Origin of the sequence: Paraburkholderia eburnea (assembly GCF_002917095.1) — a bacterium.
GTDB classification, from domain to species: domain Bacteria; phylum Pseudomonadota; class Gammaproteobacteria; order Burkholderiales; family Burkholderiaceae; genus Paraburkholderia; species Paraburkholderia eburnea.
Genome location: NZ_PQGA01000002.1, coordinates 375798 through 400975 on the forward strand (window position 1 = coordinate 375798; position 25178 = coordinate 400975).

Sequence of the window (25178 nt, forward strand, 5' to 3'; positions counted from 1 at the left end):
AACTTTATCTGCGTGAGATGCCTGGGAATGACAGAGATGCAGGTTTTTCAGCCGTACCCGGTATGCCTTGCGGGCCCGAAGACTAGAACTGGAGAAGCTGCTCGCTGAGCCGCCAAAGCTCGTCAGCGCATTCAGGGTCGATGGCATACGGCACCACGCCCTTCAGCCGCATCGCATCTGCCATGTCCATCTCATCCGGCCGCTCCATCATCACCGGGGCGATATCGACGTTTTCGCAATACACGCCGCCCATGCCGTCCAGTTGCGGGCTCGTCGCGCACCAGACCTGGGTGGCCGCGCCTTGCCCGACGGTCTTGAGCTGCCGCGACGGATCGCGCACCGGCTTGCCCTGTTCATCGAGGACGCCGGCGGCGGTCAATTGCTCCTGCGTCAGATATTTCCCGAGCCCGGTCTCGACAATGGCTCCGGGATGCAGCGAAAGCGCACGCACTCCGTGGGCTTTTTCGCGCTGGTCGAGCGCGACGGCGAAAAGAATATTGGCCGTCTTCGACTGCCCGTATCCCAGCCACGGCGTATAGGCGCGCCGCTCGAAATGCGGATCGTCGAAAACCACGGGCGAATAGCGGTGACCGATCGATGACACCGACACCACGCGAGCACCGTCCGCATTGCGCAGCGCGGGCAAGAGCCGCCGCGCCAGCTGGAAATGGCCGAGATGGTTCGTCGCGAACTGCGCTTCATAACCTCGCGCGTCACGCGTCAATTCGGGCACGGCCATGATCGCGGCGCTGTTGACCAGCATGTGCAGCGCCGATGCCGATTCGATAAACGACGCCGCAAAGGCGTCGATCGAAGCCGGATCGAGCAGGTCCATCGATGCGATTTCGACGTCGATGCCCGCCAGCGCGTCGCGGGCACGGCGCACGTCGCGCGCCGGGACGATCACGCGGGCACCGGCGGCGCGTAGAACGCGCGCGGTTTCGCGCCCGAGACCCGAGTAACCTCCGGTCACGATCGCGGTCTGGCCGGAAAGATCGAGGCCGGCGACGACCTCGTCGGCGGTGGTGGCGGCCCCGAAACCGGAGCCGAGAGGCTTTTGCTGCGTCGTCATGGCGTTTCCCTCGCTGAATGATGGACGCAGTGTGCGGCTAAATTCCGGTACGATGAATAATCAAAGATTCGGAATACTGTCGCGTGAGTTCAAAAATAGAAGGCGATCCGCTTTCGGACATTCTCCGGCTTCTCGGCGCGCAGCCTGTCGTGGCGGGCGGATTCTCCGCGGGCGGCCTATGGGCGATCCGCTTTCCTCAGCCGAAGAAGATCAAGTTTTTCGCGCTGGTCAAGGGCAACTGCTGGCTTTGCATCGACGGGCAGAAGGAGCCGGTCGCGGTCGGTGAAGGCGACGTTTTTCTGCTGACGGGCGAGAAGTCGTTTGTGCTGGCAAGCGCTCCGGATGTGGAGCCGGTCGACGCGGCCACCGTGTTCTCCGGCGAGGCAAGCCGGAGCGCGACGATCGGTGACGGCAGCGGCTGCACGCAGATCGGCGGGCATGTGAGGCTGGCGCCGTCCAACGACGCATTGCTCACCGATGTCCTTCCGCCGCTGATCCACATACGCGCGGACTGCGAGCAGGCGTCGGTCCTTCGATGGCTGCTTGCTCGCCTCGTCAGCGAGTTCGCTTCGGATCTGCCCGGACGTGGATTGGCGGCAACATATCTCGCACAACTGATGTTCGTCGAAATGTTGCGCGTCCATCTAGGTACAGGCACGGAAATCCCCAGTGGCTGGCTGCGCGCGATCGGCGACAGACGGCTCGCTCCAGTGCTGCGGCTGATGCATGGCGATCCGGGCCGGGCATGGCGGCTGGACGAGCTTGCGGCGGCATCGGCGATGTCGCGCACGGCGTTTTGCGTGTACTTCAGGACGGTTGTGGGCATGGCTCCGCTTACGTGGCTCACGCAATGGCGCATGCGCATGGCAAGACAGACGCTGGTCGACGAGAAAACACCGATTGCCGTTCTCGCGGCGAAGTTGGGTTACGCATCCGAAAGTGCGTTCAGCAGTGCGTTCAAGCGCGTGTCGGGAATGTCGCCGAGCGAATACAGACGGGCAGGTTAGCGAGGAGGGAGTTCGCAAACTGGCGATCGCCTTTTACCGAATACGGTTGGAGCCAGGGACCTGGATTTGACGGCCTTGGCGACTTGGCCGCGCGGAGTGCTGCGAGAGCACTGAGGGTTTGTGAATCACACCGAGTCGCCGGCCAGAGCCGTCTTACGTCTTAGCAGATAGACGAGCCCGCTTGCCGCGCCGGTCAGTCCCGCGAGCGCACCGACGCCGAGCGCCCAACGCGGCCCCACGTGATCCGCGATCCAGCCGACCATCGGTGCGCCGAGCGGCGTGCCGCCGAGTGCGGCCGCCAGCAGGATCGCGATCACGCGGCCGCGCATTGCGGGCTCGGTCGACAGCTGGACGAAACTGTTCGTCGACGTCGTGACTGTCTGCGCGGCGACGCCGACGATCACGAGCGCCGCTCCAAAAAGCGTGTAGGCCGGCATCACCGCGGCGAGCGCGCAGCCTGCGCCGAACAGCGCGGCGCTCGCGAACAGCAGGCCGATGCGCGGCTTGTCGCGCCGCGCGGCCAGCAACGCAGCGCTGACCGAACCGATCGCCATCATCGACGTGAGCAGGCCGTAACGGCCAGCGCCCACATGAAAGACGGTCACCGACATCGTTGAAATGAAGATCGGAAAATTCAGCCCGAACGTGCCGATCAGGAACAGCACCAACAGCACGGTCCGCAGGTCGTCGCGCCGCCACACGTAGCGAAAGCCGTCGATCAGGCTGCCGCGCCCGCGCTTCGCGCGCTCGTTGCGATGGAGATCTGCGACGCGCAGACGCGTCATCGCGACGATCACCGCGCCGAACGATACGGCGTTGATCACGAACACCCAGCCCGAGCCGACCACCGCAATCAGCAGCCCCGCGATGGCCGGGCCGATCATCCGACCGATGTTGAACGACGTCGAGTTCAACGCGACTGCATTCGACAGGTCGGCCTCGCCGACGAGTTCGGCGACGAACGTTTGCCGCACGGGGGTATCGAACGCCGTCACGCAGCCGAGCGCGAACGCGAAGCCATAGACGTGCCATAGCCGCACGGCGCCCGTCAGCGTGAGCAGCCCGAGCGCGAGCGCCAGCAGTCCGAGCGCGCCCTGCGTGACGAACAGCAGGCGGCGCCGGTCGAAATGGTCGGCGGCGAAGCCGGTCAGCGCGATCAGCAGCACCTGCGGCGCGAACTGCAACGCCATCACGACGCCGACCGCCCCCGCGCTGTGCTGCGTGAGGCCGGTCAGGACCAGCCAGTCCTGCGCGGTGCGTTGCATCCACGTGCCGACGTTCGACACGATGGCGCCGCTCGCCCACAGCCGGTAGTTGTAGATTCTCAATGAACGAAACATCGTGTCTGTGCTGATTCCCCGGGAGCTTGCCGTACGCACCAACAGCCGGCGCGTTGACGAATCCTAATTCAATTAGGTAAAGTTCGGAAGTCAATTAGGCTTGGGAGCCACGCGCAGCCATGAAAGTAGATATCGACCGCATCCGCTGCGAGGCGACCGCGCTCGCGAACCGGAACGGCATCGACGGGTTGTCGATGAACGATCTTGCCGCGGCGCTCGGCATTCGCGCGCCGTCGCTCTATGCGCATGTCGATGGCCTCCACGCGGTGCGGCGCCTGCTCGCGCTGCACGGGCTCGCCGAACTCGAACGTGGTGTCGCGCGGCTGACGGCCGGCAAGTCGGGGGCCGATGCCGTGCGCGCGTTGATGAACGGATATCGGAACTTCGCGCGCAAGAACCCCGGCGTCTACGCAGCGATGTTGCCGACGCCGCCGCGCACTGACGGCGCGTGGCGTGAAGGCGTGGACCGCCTCGTGCAGACGCTGGTTGCGTCGCTGCACGGCTATCGCCTCGAAGGGCCGGACCGCGTTCACGTACTGAGAGGACTGCGTAGCGTCGTGCATGGCTTCGTGTCGCTCGAATCGTCCGGTGCGCTGAACAACCCGGTGAGCCGCGACGCGAGTTTCGAATGGCTCGTCGAGGCGTTCCTGCGGATGCTGGAACCGTTCGAAGTCAAGGCGCCGACGGCGCGCAGGAAGTGAAGCGGCGACGAGCGCCGTTTCGTTGTACCGGACCTGTTGAACGTCCAGCGCTTCGGTCCGCGCGCACTATGGACCGCGTGGAGCAGACGTCGAGTGTCGCGTTCCGCGGACTGCGGCGCTTACCGGTGACGCTGCAATGATTGCTGTTCTTTCGTTCCTTCAACCCCTCTCTGCCGATTCGTCGGCTAATCCATGCACTACATCACTCTCTTTTTCGCTGGTGCGTTTCTGTGCAACTGCATTCCCCATCTGGTCGCTGGGCTGCAGGGCAGGCCGTTTCCGACGCCGTTTGCGAAACCGCGCGGCGTCGGCGATTCGTCGCCGCTCGTCAATTTCCTGTGGGGCGCGTTCAACCTGCTGATCGCGCTCGTGCGGCTCGTGCGGCATCCGGTGACGCTCGGCGCGAACTTCGAATGTGTCGCGCTCGCATTGGGTGCGCTTGTGATCGGCGTTTACCTCGCGAGGCATTTCGGCCGGGTGCAGCAGCAGGCGAGGGCGCGCGGCCTGTAAAACGCCATTCCGGATTCGGGAATTGAGAATGGACGATTGTTGCCATTTATTCGTATGCTTCGCGCGCTCATAATCGCAGCACTTTGTCGAAGTTGCGACCCGAACTGAAGGAGAGGAAATGATGCAGACACGTACGCTGGGTAAGAGCGGGCTCACGGTGTCATCGCTGGGGCTCGGCTGCATGGGCATGAGCTGGGCTTACGGCGCGGCCGGCGACCGGCAGGACATGATCAAGCTGATTCGCGACGCCGTTGACCTCGGCGTCACGTTTTTCGACACCGCCGAAGTCTACGGACCGAAGGTCAACGAGGAACTGGTCGGCGAGGCGCTGCAGCCGCTGCGCGACCGGGTCGTCATCGCGACGAAGTTCGGTTTTGCGCTCGACCCTGCTGGCGGTCCGATGCCGGTCGGCGTGAACAGCCGGCCCGACCACATCAAGGCGGTCGCGGACGCCGCGCTGAAGCGGCTGCGCACCGACCATATCGACCTGTTCTATCAACATCGCGTCGATCCGACCGTGCCGATCGAAGACGTCGCCGGGGCGGTCGGCGATCTCGTGAAGGCTGGCAAGGTCAAGCATTTCGGGCTGTCCGAAGCGAGCGTCGCGACGATCCGCAAGGCACACGCGGTACATCCGGTGGCCGCCGTGCAATCCGAATACTCGCTGTGGACGCGCGATCCCGAACAGGCACTGTTCGCGGCACTCGAAGAACTCGGCATTGGTTTTGTCGCGTACAGCCCGCTCGGCCGAGGTTTTCTGGCCGGGGCGTTTCGCGATGCAGGCGCGCTTGCCGACAACGATCTGCGCAACCGGCATCCGCGCTTCCAGCCGGACGCGCTGAAGAAAAACCTCGCGCTCGTCGAAAGCCTGACCGCGCTCGCCGTGGGCAAGGGCATCACGGTCGGCCAGCTCGCGCTTGCGTGGGTGCTTGCGCAGAAGCCGTGGATCGTCGCGATTCCGGGCACGCGCAAGCGCTCGCGTCTCGAAGAAAACCTCGGCGCGGACGGCGTGACGCTGACACAGCCGGACCTCGCCGCGATCGACGCCGCGCTTGCCGAACACGGCGTCGCAGGCGCGCGGTATGGCGAAAAAGAAATGGCGATGCTCAATCTTTGATGCAGCCGGGCCGCGCTGCGCGCGCGGCCCGATTTCACACGCGCGGCACCACGCTTATGCGCGCGACGTCGCTGCCGCGAGCCGCGTCACGAGCTCGTCGAACACGACGCGCACCCGTTTCGGCACCGGCCCGCGCTGCGGCCGGTACACATGCAGCTTCCACGGTTCCGGTTCTAGCCTCGGCAACACGCGCACCAGTTGTCCGCGCTCGACATAAGGGCGGATCAGATACTCCGCGCACTGGCTGAAACCGACGCCCGCACACGCGGCGTCGATTTCCGCTTCGGTGTCGTCGGTCACGAATGCCGGCGACGGCGGCTGGAAATGCCGCTCCCCGCGAAAAATCCACGGCCACGGCCGTCCGCTCGCCTGGTCGATCAGACTCGTGACCGGCCGCGCTTCCAGTTCCTTCAGATTCTTCGGTTCACCGACCGCGTCGATCAGCGCGGGCGCGCCGACCACCCACATCGGCAACGGCCCGACCACGCGCGCGACGAAGCGGTTGTCGCCGATCGCCCCCGCGCGGATGCCGACGTCGATCTGTTCGTCGACGACCGCCGACGGCGCATCCGACAGTCGCAGGTCCGGCACGAGGCCCGGGTGCCGCGTCATCAGTTCGAGCAGCACCGGTTGCACGTAACGCCGGCCAAGCCCCGACGGCGCGGTGATTCGCACGACCCCGACCGCCTCGTCGGTGCGAGTGTTAGCGGGGCCGAACAGTCCGTCGACAGCCGCGAGCGCCGCCTGCGCGCTGACCGCGAACGACTGTCCGAACGTCGTGATCTGCACGCGCCGCGTGTTGCGGTGAAACAGCGTTTCGCCGAGCGTCTGCTCCAGTTCGCGCACTGCGCGCGTGATGACCTGCGGCGATACGCCGAGCCGCTTCGCGGCTTCGCGGAACGTCGGACAGGTGGCGGCCACCGAGAAGATCTTCAGGATTTCGAGCCGATTGAGCATGACTGTTCCGCAAACGAGAATGGTGACAGGGCGGGTGTTCCGCAGCGCCATTGTCGTCAGCGGCCGGCGCAGCGGTCAAGCGTAGCGGCGATATGGCGCTCCCACAGTTTCAAAGTTCCCATTTAAGGAATTTTAAATGCCGAACTGTTCCATTTATCTGCCTTGTCGAAATGCCCATACTTCGCAGCAGGCGTGAGGCGTAGCACACGAAAAAGCGCATCGCGGCCCACGAATCCGGCAGTCATGCCGAACCATGAACTTATTGAGAGAAACGAATCATGAACACAAGCACGACTCAACGCCCGCTCGCCGGTCGCATCGCGCTGGTGACGGGCGCCAGCTCCGGCATCGGCCGCGCGTCCGCCATCGAACTCGCGCGCCGCGGTGCAAAGGTGGTCGTCGCGGCCCGGCGTCAGCCGGAACTCGACCAGTTGGTGAAGGACATCGCGGACGCCGGCGGCGAAGCGCGCGCGTTCGTTGCCGATGTGGCGAAGGAGGACGACATCCGCAAGCTCGTCGACTTCACGGTGGCGACTTACGGCCGCCTCGACATCGCGTTCAACAACGCGGGTACCGAAGGCGTGTTCGCGCCGCTCGTCGAGCAGAACGCCGAACGCTTCGACATGGTGTTCGAGCCGAACGTGCGCGGCGTGCTGAACTCGATGAAGTACGAGGCCGAAGTGATGCTGCGCCAGGGTTCGGGCAGCATCATCAACAATGCGTCGATGGGCGGGCTGATCGGTTTCGAAAACGCGTCGGTGTACATCGCGAGCAAACATGCGGTGGTCGGCATGACGAAAACCGCGTCGATCGAGTGGTTCCGCAAAGGCGTGCGCGTGAACGCGCTGTGCCCAGGGCTGATCGAGACGCCGTTCCACCATCGCGGCATCTGGCCGTCGGCCGATGTGCAGCAGGCGTTTGCAGCCGGCACGCCGGCGGGCCGCTGGGGCTCGGCCGAGGAAATGGCGACGATCGTTGCGTTCCTCGCGTCCGACGATTCGACGTACGTGTCGGGCCACGCGCTCGTCGCGGACGGCGGGTATTCGATCGCCTGATGTGCGCGCGGTGGCCGTGTCGCCGCCGTTCATCTCACCTCGCGCATCTCACTGGCTTGAGAGCGAAGCCCTTCTTCTCCTGCCGCCTGGTAGCGGCGCAACCACTTGCCGCGTGTTGGTCTGGAGTCGCCGCAGCGCATGTGGCCACCTGGAAGGCAAAGTTTCAGGCGGCGCTCACGCTACGCAGCCGAAGATCGCTCCCTCAGGATGCGAATAGCTACCGCGGCAGCAGCCCGTACATGTGCACGACATGCGGCGCCGGTTGCGACGGGATCCCTTTTTTCAATTGCGTCGATGACTTGCCCGATCTCTTCTACCGTCTCCGGTAGACGATCCGGACTCGACAGCGATGTCGCCCGCAATTGGCTATTGCGGATCAGTAACTGCCCCAACATGCGTGTCGCGAGTGCGTTGCCGCTGCCAGCCGTCAGGATTTCGTAGAAGCGTTGCTTGATATCGAGCAGCGCTTCGCGGGGGGTGTCGGCGCGTGCATCGCACAACTCCTGATACACGGCACGCAACGTAGCGCGTTGCTCGTCGGTTGCACGTAAGGCGAAGCCCTCGCCCGCGAGTGCTTCGAGGGCGGCACGGACTTCGTAGATATCGGTGGCGTCTTCCTCGGACAGTATCGCGACAAACGGCCCGCGATTCGGATGCACGACCACTAGCCCCTCAGCCTCCAACAGCCGCACGGCTTCCCGCACGACGCTGCGGCTGGTGCCGAAAGTTTCGCAGAGCATCCGGTCGGGAAGATGGTCGCCCGGCAGGAACCGGCCCGAAATGATCGCGGCGCGCAATCCATCTTCCACCTGCCGGCGTACGGGTTGCGGCACAACTTTCAGAGAACTGCTGCTCATCGCTAATTCGAGTGATGGAACGGATGCGTCATTGTACATCGACGTTTGCGGACTGCCATATTGACTGGCAATTCTCGATGTGACATATTGACGGACAATCTGGCAATTGAACACAAGCGAACGCAAGCAGATCAACAAGGAGACACAGGACATGGACGACATAAGCCACCGGATGGATCAGTTACCGATTACGGCGTTTCACCGAATAGCCATCTGGGCTCTGGCGTTTGCCTATTTTTTCGAACTTGCCGATCTGAATACGTTTGCGTACGCAGCGCCAGCCATCATTGGGAGCTGGCATATCCCTGTGAGCGACGTGGCGCTGATCACATCGACCAGCTTTGGGGGAATGTTTATCGGCGGGACCTTCGGTGGCGTGCTCGCGCACCGTCTCGGTCGTAAGCCCGCGTTCATCCTGAGCATTGTTGTCTACACGTTTTTCTCCCTGCTGAACGCGGCGTCGTGGGATGTCATGTCGCTCGCCGTGTTCCGCTTTCTCACCGGGATTGGGCTCTCCGGCATGACGGTGATCGCCAACGTCTACGTCAGCGAATTCTTCCCGGCCCGGCTGCGCGGCAAATACATGAGTCTGATATTCACGCTCGGCCTGATCGGCATTCCTGCTACGGCATGGGTTGCACGGTTCGTTGTGCCAATCGCTCCGTGGGCATGGCGGCTCGTATTCGTGTGGGGTAGCCTGGGCTTGCTGGCAATTCCGTTCGCGCTGAAACTGATGGAATCGCCGCGCTGGCTTCTGGCGAAGGGCCGCACCGATGAGGCGCGAAAAGTGCTGGAGAAGCTGGAACAGGCGGCAGGCATCAATGCAGTCGGTAGTGTGTCCCTCGGCACGCCAGTGATGCCCCAATCGACGTTTGGAGAAATGTTCAGTGGTGCTTATCGTAGGAAGACCATTGGACTATCGTTGATCTGGGTTTTCCAGACGCTCGGTTTCTACGGTTTCGTCGCATGGGTGCCCACGCTCCTCGTGCAGCACGGATTCACGATCACGAAGTCCCTCGAATACTCCAGCCTGATCGCTATCTGCAATCCGCTCGGCGCGTGGCTCGGGACCTTCATCATCGAACGGTTCGAGCGCAAATGGATTGTCGCGGTCGACGCCGTTGTCATTGCGGTTGCCGGGGTGGCTTATGGGCTTGCACCATCGGCAATCTTCATCGTGATCTTCGGCGCGCTGGTGATCATTGCGATCCAGTTGATGAATGCAACGCTTTACATCTATACGCCGGAATCCTATCCGACTCATCTCCGTTCGGCGGGTGCCGGGTTTTGTTACGGACTCGGGCGCCTGACCAACGTGATTGGTCCTTTCATCGTGAGCATGCTGTATGTGAACGCCGGTTATCTCAGCGTGTTTGCGTACATTTCCGCGTGCTGGCTGATCGTCTCCGCCGTCGTGGCGGCGATCGGACCGCGCACGACTGGCCGTTCACTGGAACTGGTCAACATTACTGAACCTTCACTCATTCAAAAAGGAGTTCAATCATGAAAGACGATGACGCACTGTTCGAAAAAGGTATGCCGATCCGCCGTGCGGTGTTGGGCGCGGAGTACGTTGACGCGTCGATGCAGAAGGCCGACGAGTTCATGATGTCATTCCAGCGCGCGACCACATCGTGGGCATGGGGCTGGGCATGGGGTGATCCGACGCTCGACCGCAAGACGCGGAGTCTGATGAATCTCGCGATGCTGACGGTGGCTGGCCATACCGACGAATTGAAGCTGCACGTGAAGGGTGCGTTGAACAACGGTGTAACGGTCGAAGAGATCAAAGCTACGCTTTTGCACGCCACGGCTTATTCGGGTATTCCCAGCGGGCTGGGTGCGTTCAAGGCGGCGCATGAAGTGCTGGTGAAGGAAGGGGCGCTGTGATGAGCGACGGCACGTTTTCCCGGGTCGCGTTCATCGGCATCGGCAACATGGGGTGGCCGATGGCCGCCCGACTCGTCGGGGCCGGTTTTCACGTGGCGGTTTATGACGTCGCGCCCGGACACGCCGGGAAGTTTGCGGCTGAAGTGGGCGGTGAGGCGGCCGCCAGCGTCGCGGAAGCGGCGAAGGACGCAGATGCCGTCATCACCATTTTGCCGACCAGCAAGCACGTCGCCGAAGTGGTCGCTCAGGTTCGCCCGGTGTTGGCGAAAGGCGCGCTGATTGTCGATATGACGTCTGGCGTCCCGACTGTCACCAAGGGGCTTGCGGTTTCCCTTGAAGCCGACGGCATGATGATGATCGACGCGCCGGTATCGGGCGGCGTCGCGCGGGCGAAGACGGGCGAACTCGCGATCATGACGGGCGGATCGCCGGCTGCGGTAAAGCGTGCGATGCCCCTGCTGCGCGCGATGGGCACGACGATTACGGAAGTCGGCGCGATCGGTGCAGGCCAGGCGATGAAGGCGCTGAACAATCTGGTGTCGGCCGGCGGTTTTCTGATCGGCGTCGAGGCTTTGTTGATTGGGCAGCGTTTCGGTCTGGATGCGGAAAAGATGGTCGACGTACTGAACGCATCGACCGGGACAAACAATAGCACGCAGAAGAAGTTCAAGCAGTTTGTGCTGTCCCGCGAGTTCAACAGTAACTTCGGACTCGATCTGCTGGCGAAAGATCTCGGCATCGCGCTGGAGGTGGCCCACGACGGCGGAGTGGCTGTGCCGTTTTCATCGTTGTGCCGGGAACTCTGGTCTGCCGCGGCGACCAGCCTTGGGAAAGGGCATGACCATACGGAGATGGCGAAGTTCTCCGAGACGCTTGCAGGTTTGACACTCGAAGCAAACAGCGCAAGCTGAGCGCGTGGCGAGCATGTCTGCGCCGCTATATTGGGCGTGAAACGATGAGACCCGGGGCGGGTTCGCCCCGGGCTGCCCGCGTGAAACGTGGTGAAAACGTGTTGTTCGCCTGGAATGGTTCCGCTCACGGGTCGAAGCCAAAGTCGTGATTGAGCAGTGGTGGCGTCATTACAATGCGATTCGGCCGCATTCGGCGCTGGACTACCTGACGCCCAACGAGTTTAAGCAGCAGTGTTGTTCAACTGAAGCAACCGAGGCCGTTCTCCAAAATTAAACCGGTCCGAAAAAATCAGGCAGGTCAGTCACCTCAGTGATAAATCGCCAGCAGGCGTAGCTTGACGGACAAGTTATGCCTTATTTTCAAGTCACTTTACGCTTAACGGCACCCACGGTCTTTCCGAAAAATCACGTTTTGCGCTGCAGCGATTTCATCGCGTCGGGCTGACCTTTTCTCCCCGTTTTTTTCGCACATCGTGCGCCGTCATCGTCAGAGATGGGTGGCCCAGTTGGCGCTGCGCCTGGCGAATGTCACCCCACGAGTCCGTCTTGCCCGTTCCCTCCTTCGCTCGGGGGCGGCGGAACTGAAAGTCGCCAACCGGTACGCGCGCGGGCCGGGCTAAAGCGCTTTTGTAGTGCGCTTAGCGCCATCCACTCACCATTCTCTTTGACGACGAGTGCGTTACTCACAACTCTTAGGCTAGACCTACGAGCACATATGCGGTCGATCACTTCATTTAGCTATCCTATCATTTAGATTCGAAGCTTTTGCCCCGCCTGACCTTGTCCAATCGCGATGTATCCGTCACGAATGCCGCGCTCGTCATTGCCAAGCGGATCTTATGGTCTCTGCCCTGCTAGATAGGCCAGATTCATTGCATCGCGTGTCGGCCGAGGCGGCGCGTAGCGCCTTCTAATTCGCGGATCAGCATTCCTTCTGCTCCTTCAATTCGCTTTCTGCTGTCGCGAGCGCGGCATTCAGTTCGGTCATCGCGTTGTGGGAACTGCCTGGGCGGTCTGGATGATGTTGCTGAATCATCCGGCGATACGCTTGACGAACAATCGAACGGTCTCGCTTCTGGGGGCGAACGCCCAATACCTCTCGCCACGTGCGCGGAGCGCCGGGCGCGCTGAGAATCCCGTAAAAGCTGCAGCCATCATGTCGCCGGTGCTCCAGCGCGCGATTCCCCCGTGCATTGAGCGCACGACCCATCTCATCTGGGCGCTGAGCGTCGAACTCTGGACCGGATGTTTCCTGGCCATCGCGCGCCATGACCCGAGGTGGGATAGGATTTTGAGTATGGTACCATTCTAGTATTGATGGCGTGCCGTTTTGAGCAAACTCTTAATAGAGAGACGGACCTTGGTGACCACCATCGCCGAATTGGGATATCCGCAGCTCTGATCGCAAGCGTCGAGATCGGTCTGCGTGCGCGAGTTCGATGAATCGGCGAGTCGCTGGCGGTATTGCTCGGGCCAAGGCGGACGACCGGGGCTCGTGGTCATCCAGCGACTTTTGTTCAGTCGTTGTCGCGCGGGCCATGGCGGCGGCAGCGCAACCTTGCTGAGCGTCTTGCGGATGTGCAGAAGAGTCGTAGCGCCACTATTAGGAATGCTGAACGACGAGATAAACGGGGGAGTTCCATGAAGGTTTCAACGCGTCTTGCCCTTTTGACGGTAGCGGCCCTCACGGCGCTTCTTGCAATCGGCGGTGGTAGCCTGTACAGCGTCCGGCAGGCAATGATGGAGCAAAAGCGTGAGCAGATTACCCACTTGCTCCTGATGGCCGAGCACCTCGCCAGCTACTTTCACGACGAGGAGGTCGCCGGAAGAATGACGACCGGGCAGGCACAAGCGGCAACCAGAGTGGCGCTTGGTCAACTGAACTATACGGATGCGAGTTTTTTGTGGGTGCGATTGCCGAACGGCTATACGCTCGTACACCGCGATCCGTCCGCCATCAACAAGGTCCACGTGGGAAGGACTGCGGACGGCCGGCCAGACGGCGATCTTTATAGCGAAATGCTGGCTCGGGAGCGTCTTCCGATCATGTCCGTATTCGCGAAGCATCCCGCTACCGGACAACTGATGGAAAAATTGACCGGCCTGCTCGAATTCAGACCTTGGGGCTGGTGGATCGGAACGGGATTCTTCACCGACGATATCGATGCTGCGTTCTGGCGCATCGCCGGGGTTATGGTCGGTCTGATTGTCGTTGCGACGGCCGGTATCGCGCTCATCGCCTGGCAGATCATTCGGAGTGTGACAGGAACGCTTGGCGGAGAACCTGCCTACGCGAGCGAAGTGATGAGCCGAATGGCTGCCGGTGATCTTGGCGTGACGATTGAGCTTGGACGCGGGGACAAAAATAACCTGCTGGCAACGGTTGCAGATATGCGCCAAAGTCTGGTGGAAATGGTCACGCGTATCCGCTCGGGTTCGGATTCAGTATCCACGGGGACGGCGCAGATCGCCGCCGGCAATGCGGATCTCTCTTCCCGTACCGAGGAGCAGGCTGCCTCGCTGCAGCAGACCGCGGCGAGCATGGAGGAGTTGACCGCTGCGGTCAGACAGAACTCGGAAAACGCCCGTCAGGCCAACGGCCTCGCAGGCAGTGCCACGGCGATCGCGACCGAAGGCAGGGAGATCGTCGGCGAGGTGATCACTGCGATGGCGGAGATCAAGGACGGTGCTGACAGGATTTCCGACATCATCGGCATCATTGAGGGCATTGCATTTCAGACCAATATTCTCGCGCTCAATGCGGCGGTGGAGGCGGCGCGCGCAGGCGAGCAGGGCCGCGGCTTCGCAGTAGTCGCAGGAGAGGTGCGTAATCTGGCGCAGCGCGCCTCGGCGGCGGCCAGGGAGATCAAGGAACTGATCGGGGCGTCCGGCAACCGCGTGCACGAAGGCGCGGAACTGGTCACGCGAGCCGGCGAGACGATGGCCAATATTGGTGTGGCAATCCAGCGCGTGACGGACATCATGGGCGAGATTGCCGCAGCCTCACACGAACAAAGTCGCGGTATCGAAGAAGTCAACCGGGCCGTCACGCAGATGGACGAGGTGACACAGCAGAACGCGGCGCTCGTCGAGGAAGCTGCTGCGGCGGCGAACTCACTGCACGATCAAGCGGAACAATTGCGCGAGGCAGTGTCGCTATTCCGCATCTAGATACTGCGCGGGGCACTCTCCGCCGCAGCGTGTCCAGCTGCAGCAGATGTTGTGCGGCCGCCTTTTCAGTTCATCCCAGGCTGCCCAACTGGCTGATGCGGTCAATGTGTCCCGCTAGACGCGCAACGAGTGACAGGATGATGGCGATGGCCGGTGATGTACTCAGTGACATTGGCGTGATGAATTATTCCTGGCTGCTGCTCGCGCAGCGGCTGCTGCACGAAAACAGGGTTACGGGTATGGCTTGTCTCGGGGTGACGGAGCCTATGGCGCAAGCCCTGAGCAATCTGTCGCTAGAACAGGTCCGGCGGTTGGCGCGGTCGCCCCAGGTGTTGTGTCGATTCCACGTGAACGATCACGCCCTGCTCGCCGCGCTGTCCGACAGGGGCGTTGCCATGGCGGACGTGCCAACGCGTGCTCATATCCTGATGGCCGGGGCAGCTAGTGAACTCCCTGGCCAGGTGGCTCGCGAAGGAGTCCGGCCATGACGTCATCGAAGCCGTTGTTTGGGCCACGATTGCTTGACGTCGAGGATCGCTTATAACGTCACGATCTTGTCAAAAAAAGTCTTTCATTTGAATTGATCTGATGATTGATTATTTAGGATCACTACAACAGCGTGGCTTCCCTATAGCCGAACCGGACCCGGCGGACTCCGTTATTGCCTGAATTGTCGAGGGGCGATCATAAAGAGGTGCAGGTTTGTGCCGATAACAAAGTGAGTTGCGCCATTCGGATAGTCGATTCGTACGGGGATTTCATGACGATCAAGCTAAAGCTTCAAATAGTGATGTTGGTGACCTTGCTGGCCATCGGTGCCGGGGTAGCTGCAACGGTCGCTGGCTTTAATGCGGTAGCCAGTGCCAATGCCGACAAGGATCGCCGCGCGCTGGAAGTGCGTAGCATGACGGAAATCAAGGGGAGCATGTTGTCGACGGTTGAACTCGATCCAACCGCCGACGATACGAAAAAAATCTTCGCGACCGCCGAACAGAACATCAATAGATGGACCGACACGCTCATGTCGACGTTTGTCAATCCCGTGTACCAGCAGAAGTTTCGGGCGGTGCGGCAACAGTGGGATGCATACGATCAAAAATCGCATCAACTGTTCGATCTGGCGTCGCACGATGCAAAATCAGCCAACGATCAGGTCGCGGCTGTTTACCACTCCGATTTCCAGCCGATGAATGCGAGCGTTCAAGCCCTGACGGATTCACTCTCTAGTCTGGAGCAGATGAGCAGCGAGCAGGCAGCCAGTATCAGCCGCATCTCGCAGATCAGCGTGACGGTCGTACTCGCCATGGTGATGGTGCTCGTGATCGGCTGTGTCTTCATCCTGTCCCGTTCGATCGTGCGTTCGCTTACGGGCATTCAGGGCACCTTGCAGGCCGCGAGCGAGACGCTCGACCTCGGTCTGCGGGTGCGCCTGGAGAGCAAGGATGAAATCGGCCAGACCGGTGTGGCCTTCAATCATCTGATGGACCGCGTTTCCAGCGTCATGACGACGGTACACAATGCTGTGGCTTCGGTGAACACCGCATCGCGCGAAATCTCCACAGGCAATATCGACTTGTCTTCTCGCACCGAGGAACAGGCAGCTTCGCTGGAAGAGACGGCCGCAAGCATGGAGGAGCTGACGGGCACCGTCCGGCAGAACGCGGAAAACGCCGGGCAGGCGATGGCATTGGCCTCCAATGCGTCGGATATCGCGCGGCGCGGTAATGAGGTCGTAAGCCAGGTCGTGGACACGATGCACCGGATCAGCAGCAGCTCGGCGAAAATCGCCGATATCACGGGAATGATCGAAGGCATCGCATTCCAGACGAACATTCTTGCGCTCAATGCAGCGGTGGAAGCGGCGCGCGCAGGTGAACAGGGCCGCGGCTTCGCCGTGGTTGCAGGTGAGGTGCGTAATCTGGCCCAGCGTGCCTCGACGGCGGCCAAGGAAATCAAGGAGCTGATCGAAGAGTCGGTCGCTACTTCCGCGCAGGGTAGTGAGCTGGCAGCTCGCGCCGGTCACACGATGGGGGACGTTATCGGTGCGGTGTCGCGCGTGACCGACATCATGTCTGAAATAGCTGCCGCCTCGGATGAGCAGAGCAAGGGCATCGACCAGATCGGTCAGGCTGTGTCGCAAATGGATCAGATGACCCAGCAGAATGCAGCGCTGGTGGAACAGGCGGCCGCCGCTGCCCAGTCGATGCAGGACCAGGCCGGCCGGCTCAGGGCCGTAGTCGATGAGTTCAAATTCTCGGGCAGCCAGCAGACGGCGGCGCGTCCCGTCGTTGCGCTATCCACTCCGACCCGCGCATCAGCCGTCCAGCTCAAAAAATCCGTGGCCGCGCCCAAGGTCGTTCCGGGCTTGAAACGTCCAGTTCGGCCGCTCGCTACGGAAGCCGGGGAGCTGTCGATAGCGTCGAACGACGAGTGGACAACTTTCTGAGTCCGATCTTCGATGGCGGTATGCCAAGCCCCTTGCGTTTCAGAGCCGAATCTGGGAAGTTAGGAGGTGGGGCACGGGGAACAGACGGGTTGCCGTCGATTGCTAAGGCGGAGATTGACCAATTTGTAAGGAGTCCAATGAAGAGCGGGGCAAGACCAGCCGCGTCGCTTCATATGCCTGGGGGCATCCGGGGCGTGTGCCGTTTCGAATTATTTCAATAACATAGGGCGGTTCTCAGTGCTGAACAGACTGCTTCCGACGATAAAAAGTAGAGTCATATTTGCTCTTGCCATTTATGCTCTGAGCACAATAACTATCGGACTGTACAGCGCGTTTAGCGCAACCCAGATGCGTACCGGCGTGAGCAGAATCAATGTTCAGAACACGCAGCAGATGGGACGACTCTCCAAACTGACGATCGCTATCCTCAATAGCCGCACGACGCTGCGGCGTCTCCAGGCGACCCGGCTGCCCGCGGACGTCGAAGTTTTTGCTCCGGTCATTCGAAAGGATCTCGACGCCGCCGAGCAGCAGTGGGCAGCATATTACGCATCCTATGTGCGCGATGATCGCGACCGGCAATTCATCGATAAACTGGGCTTGCTTATTGCCGGGAACAGGCGTTACGCAAATGAAGCGCTTGCTGCCTATGTGGTTGGGAATTTTGACGCGGGTGCGGATGCGGTGAATCGCGGGGCGGCTGTCGCTGCCGAACTAACCAGCGTGTTGAAGGAGACGGTGGATCTGGACCTTCGGATCGCCAGTCAGGCGTCGGACGAAAGCACGTCGAGCGCAAGCCGCATCAGCAGGATTTCGTTTGGGCTGGTTGTCTTCAACCTGCTGATCGCCATTGTTGTCTCGGTGGCGACATTGCGCTCGATACTCATACCGCTGAAGAACGCTATCAATGTGGCCAACAATATCGCGTCGGGCAAGCTGGAAAATCAGTTCACGGTCGAATCGTGCGATGAGGTCGCTCAGTTGCTTGCTGCCATGAAGGAAATGGAACAGCAACTGCAACGGATGATTTACCAGGATCCGCTCACGACGTTGCCAAATCGTACTTTCTTCAACGAACGATTGAAACAGATGATCGCCAGTTCGGCGCATGGGGTGCTGGCCGGCGTAATGATGGTTGATCTGGACCAGTTCAAACGTGTCAACGACACGATGGGGCACGCTGCCGGAGACGAACTGCTGAATGCGGCGGCAGGGCGGCTCTCGGCCTGCATCCGGTCGAATGATATCGTTGCGAGATTCAGTGGCGACGAGTTTGCCATACTCCTGCCGGGCGTTCCGGATCTCCACACACTGGAAGAAATTGCGAGGCGGATCATTGCCAGCTTCGACAAACGTTTCGTGCTGAATGGGACGGAGATATACGTTACGTGCAGTGTCGGAATCGCGTTGTATCCAATCGACAGCGCTGAACCGGTCGATCTGCTGAAGTATGTGGATTCCGCCATGTATTGTGCCAAACGCGCGGGACGCCGCCGTTTCAGTTTTTATTCGAAGGAACTTACGGAGACCGCCCGCAAGCGATTCACAATAGAGAGGGAGCTGCGGCGCGCTACCGAGCGCGGAGAATTCGAACTGCACTACCAACCCAAGATCTCGATTCGTCAAAATGAGGTGACCGGATCGGAGGCGCTCCTCAGGTGGCGCCGTTCAGACGGTACGCTGGTTGCGCCGAACGAATTTATCTCCGTTGCCGAGGAAACGGGCCTGATCGTGGAGATCGGAAAGTGGGTGCTCCATGAAGCTTGCAGTACGGCAGTAGCATGGAATACCGGTCGCGTGGTTCCGCATAAAGTGGCGATCAATCTGTCGGTTAGACAGTTCCAGTCTTCCGATCTGGTTTCCGTGGTCACCGGAATTCTGGAAAAGACCGGTTGTCGACCTGCATGGCTGGAATTCGAAATCACCGAAAGCTTGCTGCTGGACTCCAATGACGCAATTTTAGCGGCCATATCGACATTCAGATCAATGGGTATTTCGATTGCAATCGACGATTTTGGCACTGGGTACTCGTCGCTTAGCTATCTGACCAGATTTCCGGTCGATACGCTGAAGATCGACAAATCCTTTGTTCAGAAGGCGACAACGGCCCGGCACCATGCCGAACTCGTCAAGGCAATCATTTCGATTGGGCAGTGTTTGGGAATGCAAACCGTTGCGGAAGGTGTGGAGACGGAGGAGCAGGCGGCTTTTCTGGCCAGCAGTGGTTGCGAGATCGCGCAGGGGTTTCTGTATTGCAAGCCGCTGTCCAGGTTGGACATGAGCAGGCTGCCGCCGCAGCTTGCTCCATCCCCATCGCAATCGGCAATAGTGTGAACGGGTGCCAGTCGCGCCTCGGCATGATGGCATAGGCGTACCGGCTGATGGGGCGCGCGAGCCCTGTACCTGACCTGCGCCCACCGCCTTTTCTACCGTGCGTATTGTGCAATCGCACTGCGCGCACCATGGCCAATCGCCACCAGGGCATCGGTCACCGCATGCTGGAAGACGAGATTTTCGGCGAGCTCGGCGGGGAAAATCTCCCGCATGGATAGCAATGCGTTCAACCGTTTTTCAGGCAAAGGGCCGGCCGCAGCAACGAGCGATGTCAGTCTGTCGGCCAATGGGTCCTTGATTTCATAGTGCGAGCCGTCGTCAGCGTGGCCACGCAAAAATACCATCCATGCGGCGATGGCCAGCGCGAGTCGCGCGAACGGCTGTCCGGCTTCGATGCGAGTTGCAATCGCGCCGAGCAGACGCTGCGGGATCTTCTGGCTGCCATCCATTGCTATTTGCGCGCAACGGTGTTTGAGCGCCGGATTGGCATACCGCGAAAGGAGCGCGTCGCGGTATGCCAGCGTGTCGAATGAGGCCGGCATGGCAAGCGTGGGAATGATTTCGTAGGTCATCATCGAATGAATCAACCGGTGCATATCCGGTTCGCGGATCGCCGCGTCGATGGTTTCAAAGCCGGCAAGCATGGACAGATAGGCGAGCGCGGAGTGGGTGCCGTTCAACATCCGCAATTTGGCCAGTTCAAACGGCGCGACATCGCTGACCAGTTGTGCCCCGGCCAATTCCCATTCGGGGCGTCCTGCGGGGAAGCAATCTTCAATAACCCATTGCCGGAATGGCTCGCAAGGAACGGGCAGGGCATCGGCGTGAGCGAGCGCTGTGGCAGCGGAGACCCGATCGGAGTCAGAGGTGGCAGGGACAATGCGATCGACCATGGTGGACGGAAATGCGACCGCTGTGGCAATCCACTCGCCCAGGGCAGGATCGATCGCATTCGCAAAGCTACAGGTCACCTGGCGTAACGCCGCTCCGTTGTGCATGAGGTTGTCGCACGAGAGCACCGTGAACGGATTGTCACGGCGTTCCCGGAGAGCGGCGACGAGAATGCCAGGCACCGTTTTCGGCTCGGCGGGGTGGGCAAGGTCGTGGATGATATCGGGATGCCCAAAATCGACATCACCGGTCTTTCCGTCACGGCAATAGCCCTTTTCCGTCACGGTTAGCGAGACGATTCGCACACGGGGATCGGCGAGCCGCGCGAAAAGCGCGGCACGGTCGTACGGCAGGGCGAGAACTTCTCGAAGAATCCGCACGACCGTCACGCGCTCCGCGTCCGGGCCCCGCTCCACTACGCTATACAGCCCCTCCTGTGCGGCCAGGGCGTCGCGTTTGGCGACATCGCCTTGCAGCGTCACGCCGCAAATTCCCCATTCTCCACCGGCGCCTGCGACGGCTTCTTCCGTGTAGATCGCCTGATGGGCGCGATGGAAGTTGCCGATCCCCAGATGGACGATGCCGATATCCGGATCGCGCCACGCCGGCGAAAGCAGATGGTCGGTCAATGAAGTCAGCGCCTTGCGGCAAAGCCTTGATTCCGTATTCATTTCTGGCCCTTGGGTCGGGAATACCCCGTGTTGACGATAAAATATACTTGTATGGTAGCATCGCTTCCATCGAATGCCACTCAAGGAAATCCCCATGAAAATCGTCCGGGCTGATGTGATCGTTACGTGTCCGGGGCGCAACTTCGTCACGCTGAAAGTGGTGACGGATGAAGGCGTGTACGGTATCGGTGACGCTACGCTCAACGGTCGCGAACTCGCAGTAGCCGCGTATCTAAAGGAGCATGTGTGCCCGTTGCTGATCGGCCGCGATCCCGGCCGTATTGAGGATATCTGGCAGTTCCTCTACAAGGGCGCGTACTGGCGGCGCGGCCCCGTCACGATGACCGCGATCGCCGCGGTGGACATGGCGCTCTGGGACATTCTCGGCAAGGTCACGGGGATGCCGCTTTACAAGCTGTTGGGCGGGGCTTCGCGCGATAGCGTGATGGTCTACGGGCATGCTACTGGGCGCGACATTCCCGAAGCGCTCGACCGCTATGCGGAGCATATCGATCAGGGATACCAGGCAATTCGCATCCAATGCGGGGTGCCCAATATGCGCTCCGTTTACGGCGTTTCGAAAGGCAATGGTGTTTACGAGCCGGCGACCAAGGGCGGGGTCGAGGAGCAGAGCTGGTCGACTGAGAAGTACCTCGATTTCGTTCCGAAGCTTTTCGAGGCTGTACGCGACAGGTTCGGTTTCGGCACGCATCTGCTGCACGATGCTCATCACCGTCTTACCCCGATTGAAGCCGCAAGGCTCGGTAAAGCGGTCGAACCTTATCGCCTGTTCTGGATCGAGGACCCGACGCCGGCTGAAAATCAGGAAGGCTTCCGTCTGATTCGCGAACACACCGTCACGCCGATTGCGGTGGGTGAAGTATTCAACAGCATCTGGGACTGCAAGCAGTTGATCGAAGAGCAGTTGATCGACTACATCCGCGCAACGCTGACGCACGCCGGCGGCATCACCCATCTGCGGCGCATTGCGGACTTCGCCTCGCTGTATCAGGTGCGCACGGGTTGTCATGGTGCATCGGACCTGTCGCCCGTGTGCATGGGCGCGGCGTTGCACTTCGACTTATGGGTGCCGAATTTCGGTGTCCAGGAATACATGGGTTTCCCGGAGGCGGCGCTCGAGGTGTTTCCTCATGCCTGGCAGTTCGACCGGGGAACGATGCATCCCGGCGACGTGCCCGGTCATGGCGTGGACATCGACGAGGCGCTGGCCGCGCGCTATCCATACGACCCGGCCTATCTACCCGTTGCGCGCCTCGAAGACGGCACGCTTTGGAACTGGTGAGCATCCTGGGGCGCTGACCCCGAGCACCGACAACAGAACGGCCGCTGGCCTGCATGCCGGCACACCGGATTCTGCTCGCGCATTCTCGTTTAGCCTGTGACGCCGGTCGCGACGAGTCACGGCGAAACATACAGGAGGAGACAGATTTATGAATAGCACCGTATCGTCCGCCACCGCGCAGGGCGTAGTCACGCCCCAGATGTTGCGCAAGGTCGCAACCGCCTCAACGATTGGCACCCTGGTTGAGTGGTATGACTTTTTCATCTACGCAACGGCTTCCTCGCTTGTTTTCAACAAACTCTTCTTTCCGAACCTGCCTCCTCTGATCGGCACGCTCGTCTCGCTGGGAACCTATGCTGCCGGGTTCCTGGCTCGCCCCGTGGGCGGTTTGTTGTTCGGCTACATCGGCGATCGCTTTGGCCGCAAGTCGGCGCTCGTCGCCACACTGCTGATCGTGGGCTGCGCGACCTTCGTCGTGGGCTTGATGCCCACCTACGAGACGATCGGCATCGCGGCCCCGCTCGCGCTGGTGTTCGTGCGGATGCTGCACGGCTTCGGAATTGGCGGAGAGCAGGGGAATGCGATTCTGATTTGCTGCGAACATGCGCCGGCCGCTCGCCGCGGGTATTTCGGCTCGTGGGTGATGATTGGCGCACCGGCTGGCTTCGTCATCCCTCTGGGCATATTCGCACTGCTGGATACGACGCTCACGGCCGGGCAGTTCCTTGCCTGGGGGTGGCGCATTCCGTTCCTGCTCAGCCTGGTTCTGGTCGCGGTTGGCCTGTACATCCGCCTCAGCTTGAGCGAATCCCCCCTCTTTGCCCGTTTGCGAGGCGAAAGCAAAGAAGAGGGCAGTCCGCTGGCAGCCGCGTTCAAAGAGCAAAAGCGCAGTCTGCTGTGGGGCTGTTGCGCCAAACTGGGAGAGAGCACCACTTTCACGACGTTCGCCGTCATCATCGTCGGTTACGCAGTGAGCCAGGGCATTCCGCGGCAGGTCATGATTGACGCCACATTGATCGCAATCCTTATTGAACTGGTGACGCTTCCGGTATTCGGCCATCTGTCCGATAAGTTCGGCCGGCGCAATGTGTACCTTTTCGGCGCGACCGTGTGTCTTCTCTTACTGGTGCCGAGCTTTGCCCTCGTCTACTACAAGGTGCAGGCGTGGATCTGGCTATGCCTCGTCGGCGTGCTGGCAGCGGGCCATAGCGCGATGTACGCAACTCAGGCAGCGTTCTTCTCAGAACTGTTCCCCACGCGCATGCGTGCGAGCGGCGTATCCGTGATCCAGCAATTCGGCGCGCTATTCGGTTCGGTGGGGGCATTGGGTGCCGGCTGGCTGCTTGCCGCGCAACATGGCGCGCCTTGGTTTTACTGTGCCTATATGGCGGTCACGATCGCGATCACGATTGCCGGCGCGATCATGCTGCCCGAGACGGCCCCCGCGCGACGCAAGCAGGGCAGCCAGGTGCCGGACTGGAACCCGACTGCCTGAGCGAAACACCGGCGCTGTCCTGGCGAACGATGTCGGGTAAAGGCAGCGAAGCAAAGCTGAAGCAGATGGGTTCCCTTGAGAAGAACCCACTTAATAAACTTACCCGAAGCGATCGGGTGCATCGATTATTTAGCTTTACTAAATTTTTAATAAGACACCACGGAGATCCCGCAATGAAAAAGACCCTTTTTGCACTGATCGCGGCAGGCGCGTATATGGCGAATGCGCAGGCGCAAAGCAGTGTGACGCTATATGGCATTCTCGACGAGGGCGTGATGTTCCTGAGCAATGCTGGAGGTGCCTCGGGGGGCCGCAAAATCACCCTGGATTCAACAAACGGCATTAGCAGCAGCCGTTGGGGATTGAAAGGTATTGAAGACCTGGGTGGCGGCTTGCAGGCAATATTCACACTTGAGCCGGGCGTGAATTTGAATAGTGGCGCTTTCGCGCAGGGTGGAACGCCGTTTGGGCGGCAGGCGTTCGTCGGTCTGAACAGCAACCGGTTCGGCAGCCTGACGCTCGGCCGTCAATACGACATGGTCTTTTACTTCGCCCAGCCGGTGACCGCCCTGGGGTCGCAGGCCGGCTCGACGGCTTTTATGCATCCGGGCGATCTGGATAATGCGGGCAACTCCGTGCGCGTCAACAACTCGATCCGCTACATGAGCCCGAATTATGGCGGCCTTACGTTCGGGGGTGAATATAGCGTAGGCGGCGTGGCCGGTAATGTGACGGCGAACAGCGGATATTCGATCGGCGCAGCGTATGCGAATGGGCCACTTGTCCTGGGTGCTGCATTCGAATACTTCAAGGACCCGACGGGGAGCGCAAGCTCGGGCTTCTTCACCGATACCGTCGGCGGCAGTTCCCAGCTCGCCTATTCGTTGAATTCAGGCTATGCCAGCGCGACCTCCTATCAGGTTGGAATCGTGGGCGCGGGATATACGCTTGGACCGGTTACCGTCACGACATCGTACTCGAACATCCAGTACGGCAATATCACCCATGGTTTTGACGGCGCAACGGCGCGCTTCAACAATATCGACGTCGCCATCCGGTACATGTACAGCCCGTTTCTGTTCTTCAGCGCGGGCTATGACTACCTGAAGGGCGCAGGCGTGACGAAGGCCGATGGGACTTCGGTCGGCAATCAGCACTTCAATCAGTTCAGCCTGCTGGCCGACTACCTTCTTTCCAAGCGCACGGATGTCTACCTGGAAGGTACATATCAGCGGGCGTCGGGCACCTCGTCTCTGGGTACGGCAGCGGTTGCCGACATTGGCAACCTCGGCGATTCCTCGAACCGCAATCAGGCGCTGATTCGCGCTGCGCTGCGCGTCCGGTTCTGATTCCCTTGCCAGGAGGAGAGAGCGAACCGGGGGAAGTGAAGCAATTCGCGGAAATGCATGCTAGTATGGTAAGCGGTCGGTCTTGGCATGAGAGAGCACGA

General features: G+C 60.8%; 20 protein-coding genes and 1 pseudogene. 16 read left to right on the forward strand and 5 right to left on the reverse strand.

From position 1 onward, the window contains the following. Positions 1–82: 82 nt before the first annotated feature. Complete coding sequence (locus B0G62_RS06200) at positions 83–1072, reverse strand: oxidoreductase (protein WP_103703295.1); 990 nt, start codon at positions 1070–1072, stop codon at positions 83–85. Between the two features lie 83 nt (positions 1073–1155). On the opposite strand from B0G62_RS06200, the gene B0G62_RS06205 reads away from it, so the two are divergent. After that, positions 1156–2079, forward strand: a complete 924-nt coding sequence (locus B0G62_RS06205; RefSeq protein WP_103703296.1) for an AraC family transcriptional regulator — start codon at positions 1156–1158, stop codon at positions 2077–2079. A gap of 125 nt (positions 2080–2204) precedes the next feature. On the opposite strand, the gene B0G62_RS06210 is transcribed toward B0G62_RS06205, so the two are convergent. Then, positions 2205–3419, reverse strand: a complete 1215-nt coding sequence (locus B0G62_RS06210) for an MFS transporter (RefSeq protein ID WP_103703297.1) — start codon at positions 3417–3419, stop codon at positions 2205–2207. A gap of 119 nt (positions 3420–3538) precedes the next feature. Here B0G62_RS06210 and B0G62_RS06215 point away from each other — a divergent pair, with 119 nt between their 5' ends. From B0G62_RS06215 to B0G62_RS06225, 3 genes are all read left to right on the forward strand, one after another. Then, positions 3539–4120 (forward strand): TetR/AcrR family transcriptional regulator, encoded by a 582-nt coding sequence (locus tag B0G62_RS06215; protein ID WP_103703298.1) that lies wholly within the window; start codon positions 3539–3541, stop codon positions 4118–4120. A 192-nt stretch (positions 4121–4312) separates the two neighbouring features. Continuing rightward, positions 4313–4630 (forward strand): hypothetical protein, encoded by a 318-nt coding sequence (locus B0G62_RS06220; RefSeq protein ID WP_103703299.1) that lies wholly within the window; start codon positions 4313–4315, stop codon positions 4628–4630. Positions 4631–4751: 121 nt separating this feature from the next. Next, a complete protein-coding gene (locus tag B0G62_RS06225; RefSeq protein WP_103703644.1) occupies positions 4752–5747 on the forward strand; it encodes an aldo/keto reductase in 996 nt (331 codons plus the stop codon). Between the two features lie 54 nt (positions 5748–5801). On the opposite strand, the gene B0G62_RS06230 is transcribed toward B0G62_RS06225, so the two are convergent. After that, complete coding sequence (locus B0G62_RS06230) at positions 5802–6704, reverse strand: LysR family transcriptional regulator (RefSeq protein ID WP_103703300.1); 903 nt, start codon at positions 6702–6704, stop codon at positions 5802–5804. 278 nt (positions 6705–6982) lie between these two features. Here B0G62_RS06230 and B0G62_RS06235 point away from each other — a divergent pair, with 278 nt between their 5' ends. Next, on the forward strand, positions 6983–7759 hold the full coding sequence (locus B0G62_RS06235; protein ID WP_103703301.1) for an SDR family NAD(P)-dependent oxidoreductase: 777 nt from the start codon (positions 6983–6985) through the stop codon (positions 7757–7759). 179 nt (positions 7760–7938) lie between these two features. On the opposite strand, the gene B0G62_RS06240 is transcribed toward B0G62_RS06235, so the two are convergent. Then, positions 7939–8769 carry a GntR family transcriptional regulator gene (locus B0G62_RS06240; protein WP_227473047.1) on the reverse strand — a complete coding sequence of 277 codons (831 nt, stop codon included), beginning with the start codon at positions 8767–8769 and terminating at the stop codon, positions 7939–7941. On the opposite strand from B0G62_RS06240, the gene B0G62_RS06245 reads away from it, so the two are divergent. From B0G62_RS06245 to B0G62_RS06295, 8 genes and pseudogenes are all read left to right on the forward strand, one after another. After that, positions 8768–10123 (forward strand): MFS transporter, encoded by a 1356-nt coding sequence (locus B0G62_RS06245; RefSeq protein ID WP_103703645.1) that lies wholly within the window; start codon positions 8768–8770, stop codon positions 10121–10123. The two genes, B0G62_RS06240 and B0G62_RS06245, sit on opposite strands and share 2 nt — an antisense overlap. After that, a complete protein-coding gene (locus B0G62_RS06250; RefSeq protein WP_103703303.1) occupies positions 10120–10506 on the forward strand; it encodes a carboxymuconolactone decarboxylase family protein in 387 nt (128 codons plus the stop codon). The genes B0G62_RS06245 and B0G62_RS06250 overlap by 4 nt, the downstream gene beginning before the upstream one ends. Beyond that, a complete protein-coding gene (locus B0G62_RS06255) occupies positions 10506–11417 on the forward strand; it encodes an NAD(P)-dependent oxidoreductase (protein ID WP_103703304.1) in 912 nt (303 codons plus the stop codon). Before B0G62_RS06250 ends, B0G62_RS06255 begins: the two co-directional genes overlap by 1 nt. A gap of 109 nt (positions 11418–11526) precedes the next feature. Next, positions 11527–11691 (forward strand): annotated as a pseudogene (locus tag B0G62_RS06260) (integrase core domain-containing protein); the annotation flags it as partial. A 1367-nt stretch (positions 11692–13058) separates the two neighbouring features. Then, the gene (locus B0G62_RS06280) at positions 13059–14588 is read left to right on the forward strand and encodes a methyl-accepting chemotaxis protein (protein ID WP_103703307.1); all 1530 of its coding nucleotides are present in this window, start codon (positions 13059–13061) and stop codon (positions 14586–14588) included. Between the two features lie 137 nt (positions 14589–14725). Further along, positions 14726–15076, forward strand: coding sequence for a flagellar transcriptional regulator FlhD (locus B0G62_RS06285; RefSeq protein ID WP_244193123.1), 351 nt, complete (start codon positions 14726–14728; stop codon positions 15074–15076). Between the two features lie 272 nt (positions 15077–15348). After that, a complete protein-coding gene (locus B0G62_RS32445) occupies positions 15349–17034 on the forward strand; it encodes a methyl-accepting chemotaxis protein (RefSeq protein ID WP_103703647.1) in 1686 nt (561 codons plus the stop codon). 237 nt (positions 17035–17271) lie between these two features. After that, on the forward strand, positions 17272–19368 hold the full coding sequence (locus tag B0G62_RS06295; RefSeq protein ID WP_103703308.1) for a putative bifunctional diguanylate cyclase/phosphodiesterase: 2097 nt from the start codon (positions 17272–17274) through the stop codon (positions 19366–19368). 92 nt (positions 19369–19460) lie between these two features. On the opposite strand, the gene B0G62_RS06300 is transcribed toward B0G62_RS06295, so the two are convergent. Next, on the reverse strand, positions 19461–20888 hold the full coding sequence (locus tag B0G62_RS06300) for a mannitol dehydrogenase family protein (RefSeq protein ID WP_482811926.1): 1428 nt from the start codon (positions 20886–20888) through the stop codon (positions 19461–19463). A 136-nt stretch (positions 20889–21024) separates the two neighbouring features. Between B0G62_RS06300 and manD the strand changes: the two genes are divergently transcribed. From manD to B0G62_RS06315, 3 genes are all read left to right on the forward strand, one after another. Then, complete coding sequence (gene manD, locus B0G62_RS06305) at positions 21025–22233, forward strand: D-mannonate dehydratase ManD (RefSeq protein WP_103703310.1); 1209 nt, start codon at positions 21025–21027, stop codon at positions 22231–22233. Positions 22234–22381: 148 nt separating this feature from the next. Then, positions 22382–23728: an MFS transporter gene (locus B0G62_RS06310; RefSeq protein WP_208624208.1), complete on the forward strand. Its 1347-nt coding sequence runs from the start codon at positions 22382–22384 to the stop codon at positions 23726–23728. Between the two features lie 173 nt (positions 23729–23901). Further along, positions 23902–25077, forward strand: a complete 1176-nt coding sequence (locus B0G62_RS06315) for a porin (protein ID WP_103703311.1) — start codon at positions 23902–23904, stop codon at positions 25075–25077. Positions 25078–25178 lie beyond the last annotated feature (101 nt).

Bases quoted from the DNA above. Each gene is read 5' to 3' on its own strand.
- B0G62_RS06315 (WP_103703311.1), top strand. From the start codon at position 23,902: ATGAAAAAGACCCTTTTTGCACTGATCGCGGCAGGCGCGTATATGGCG.
- B0G62_RS06255 (WP_103703304.1), top strand. From the start codon at position 10,506: ATGAGCGACGGCACGTTTTCCCGGGTCGCGTTCATCGGCATCGGCAAC.
- B0G62_RS06240 (WP_227473047.1), bottom strand. From the start codon at position 8,769: ATGTCCTGTGTCTCCTTGTTGATCTGCTTGCGTTCGCTTGTGTTCAAT.
- B0G62_RS06310 (WP_208624208.1), top strand. From the start codon at position 22,382: ATGAATAGCACCGTATCGTCCGCCACCGCGCAGGGCGTAGTCACGCCC.
- manD (WP_103703310.1), top strand. From the start codon at position 21,025: ATGAAAATCGTCCGGGCTGATGTGATCGTTACGTGTCCGGGGCGCAAC.
- B0G62_RS32445 (WP_103703647.1), top strand. From the start codon at position 15,349: ATGACGATCAAGCTAAAGCTTCAAATAGTGATGTTGGTGACCTTGCTG.
- B0G62_RS06215 (WP_103703298.1), top strand. From the start codon at position 3,539: ATGAAAGTAGATATCGACCGCATCCGCTGCGAGGCGACCGCGCTCGCG.
- B0G62_RS06285 (WP_244193123.1), top strand. From the start codon at position 14,726: ATGATGGCGATGGCCGGTGATGTACTCAGTGACATTGGCGTGATGAAT.
- B0G62_RS06245 (WP_103703645.1), top strand. From the start codon at position 8,768: ATGGACGACATAAGCCACCGGATGGATCAGTTACCGATTACGGCGTTT.
- B0G62_RS06200 (WP_103703295.1), bottom strand. From the start codon at position 1,072: ATGACGACGCAGCAAAAGCCTCTCGGCTCCGGTTTCGGGGCCGCCACC.
- B0G62_RS06235 (WP_103703301.1), top strand. From the start codon at position 6,983: ATGAACACAAGCACGACTCAACGCCCGCTCGCCGGTCGCATCGCGCTG.
- B0G62_RS06210 (WP_103703297.1), bottom strand. From the start codon at position 3,419: ATGTTTCGTTCATTGAGAATCTACAACTACCGGCTGTGGGCGAGCGGC.
- B0G62_RS06280 (WP_103703307.1), top strand. From the start codon at position 13,059: ATGAAGGTTTCAACGCGTCTTGCCCTTTTGACGGTAGCGGCCCTCACG.
- B0G62_RS06225 (WP_103703644.1), top strand. From the start codon at position 4,752: ATGCAGACACGTACGCTGGGTAAGAGCGGGCTCACGGTGTCATCGCTG.
- B0G62_RS06230 (WP_103703300.1), bottom strand. From the start codon at position 6,704: ATGCTCAATCGGCTCGAAATCCTGAAGATCTTCTCGGTGGCCGCCACC.
- B0G62_RS06250 (WP_103703303.1), top strand. From the start codon at position 10,120: ATGAAAGACGATGACGCACTGTTCGAAAAAGGTATGCCGATCCGCCGT.
- B0G62_RS06220 (WP_103703299.1), top strand. From the start codon at position 4,313: ATGCACTACATCACTCTCTTTTTCGCTGGTGCGTTTCTGTGCAACTGC.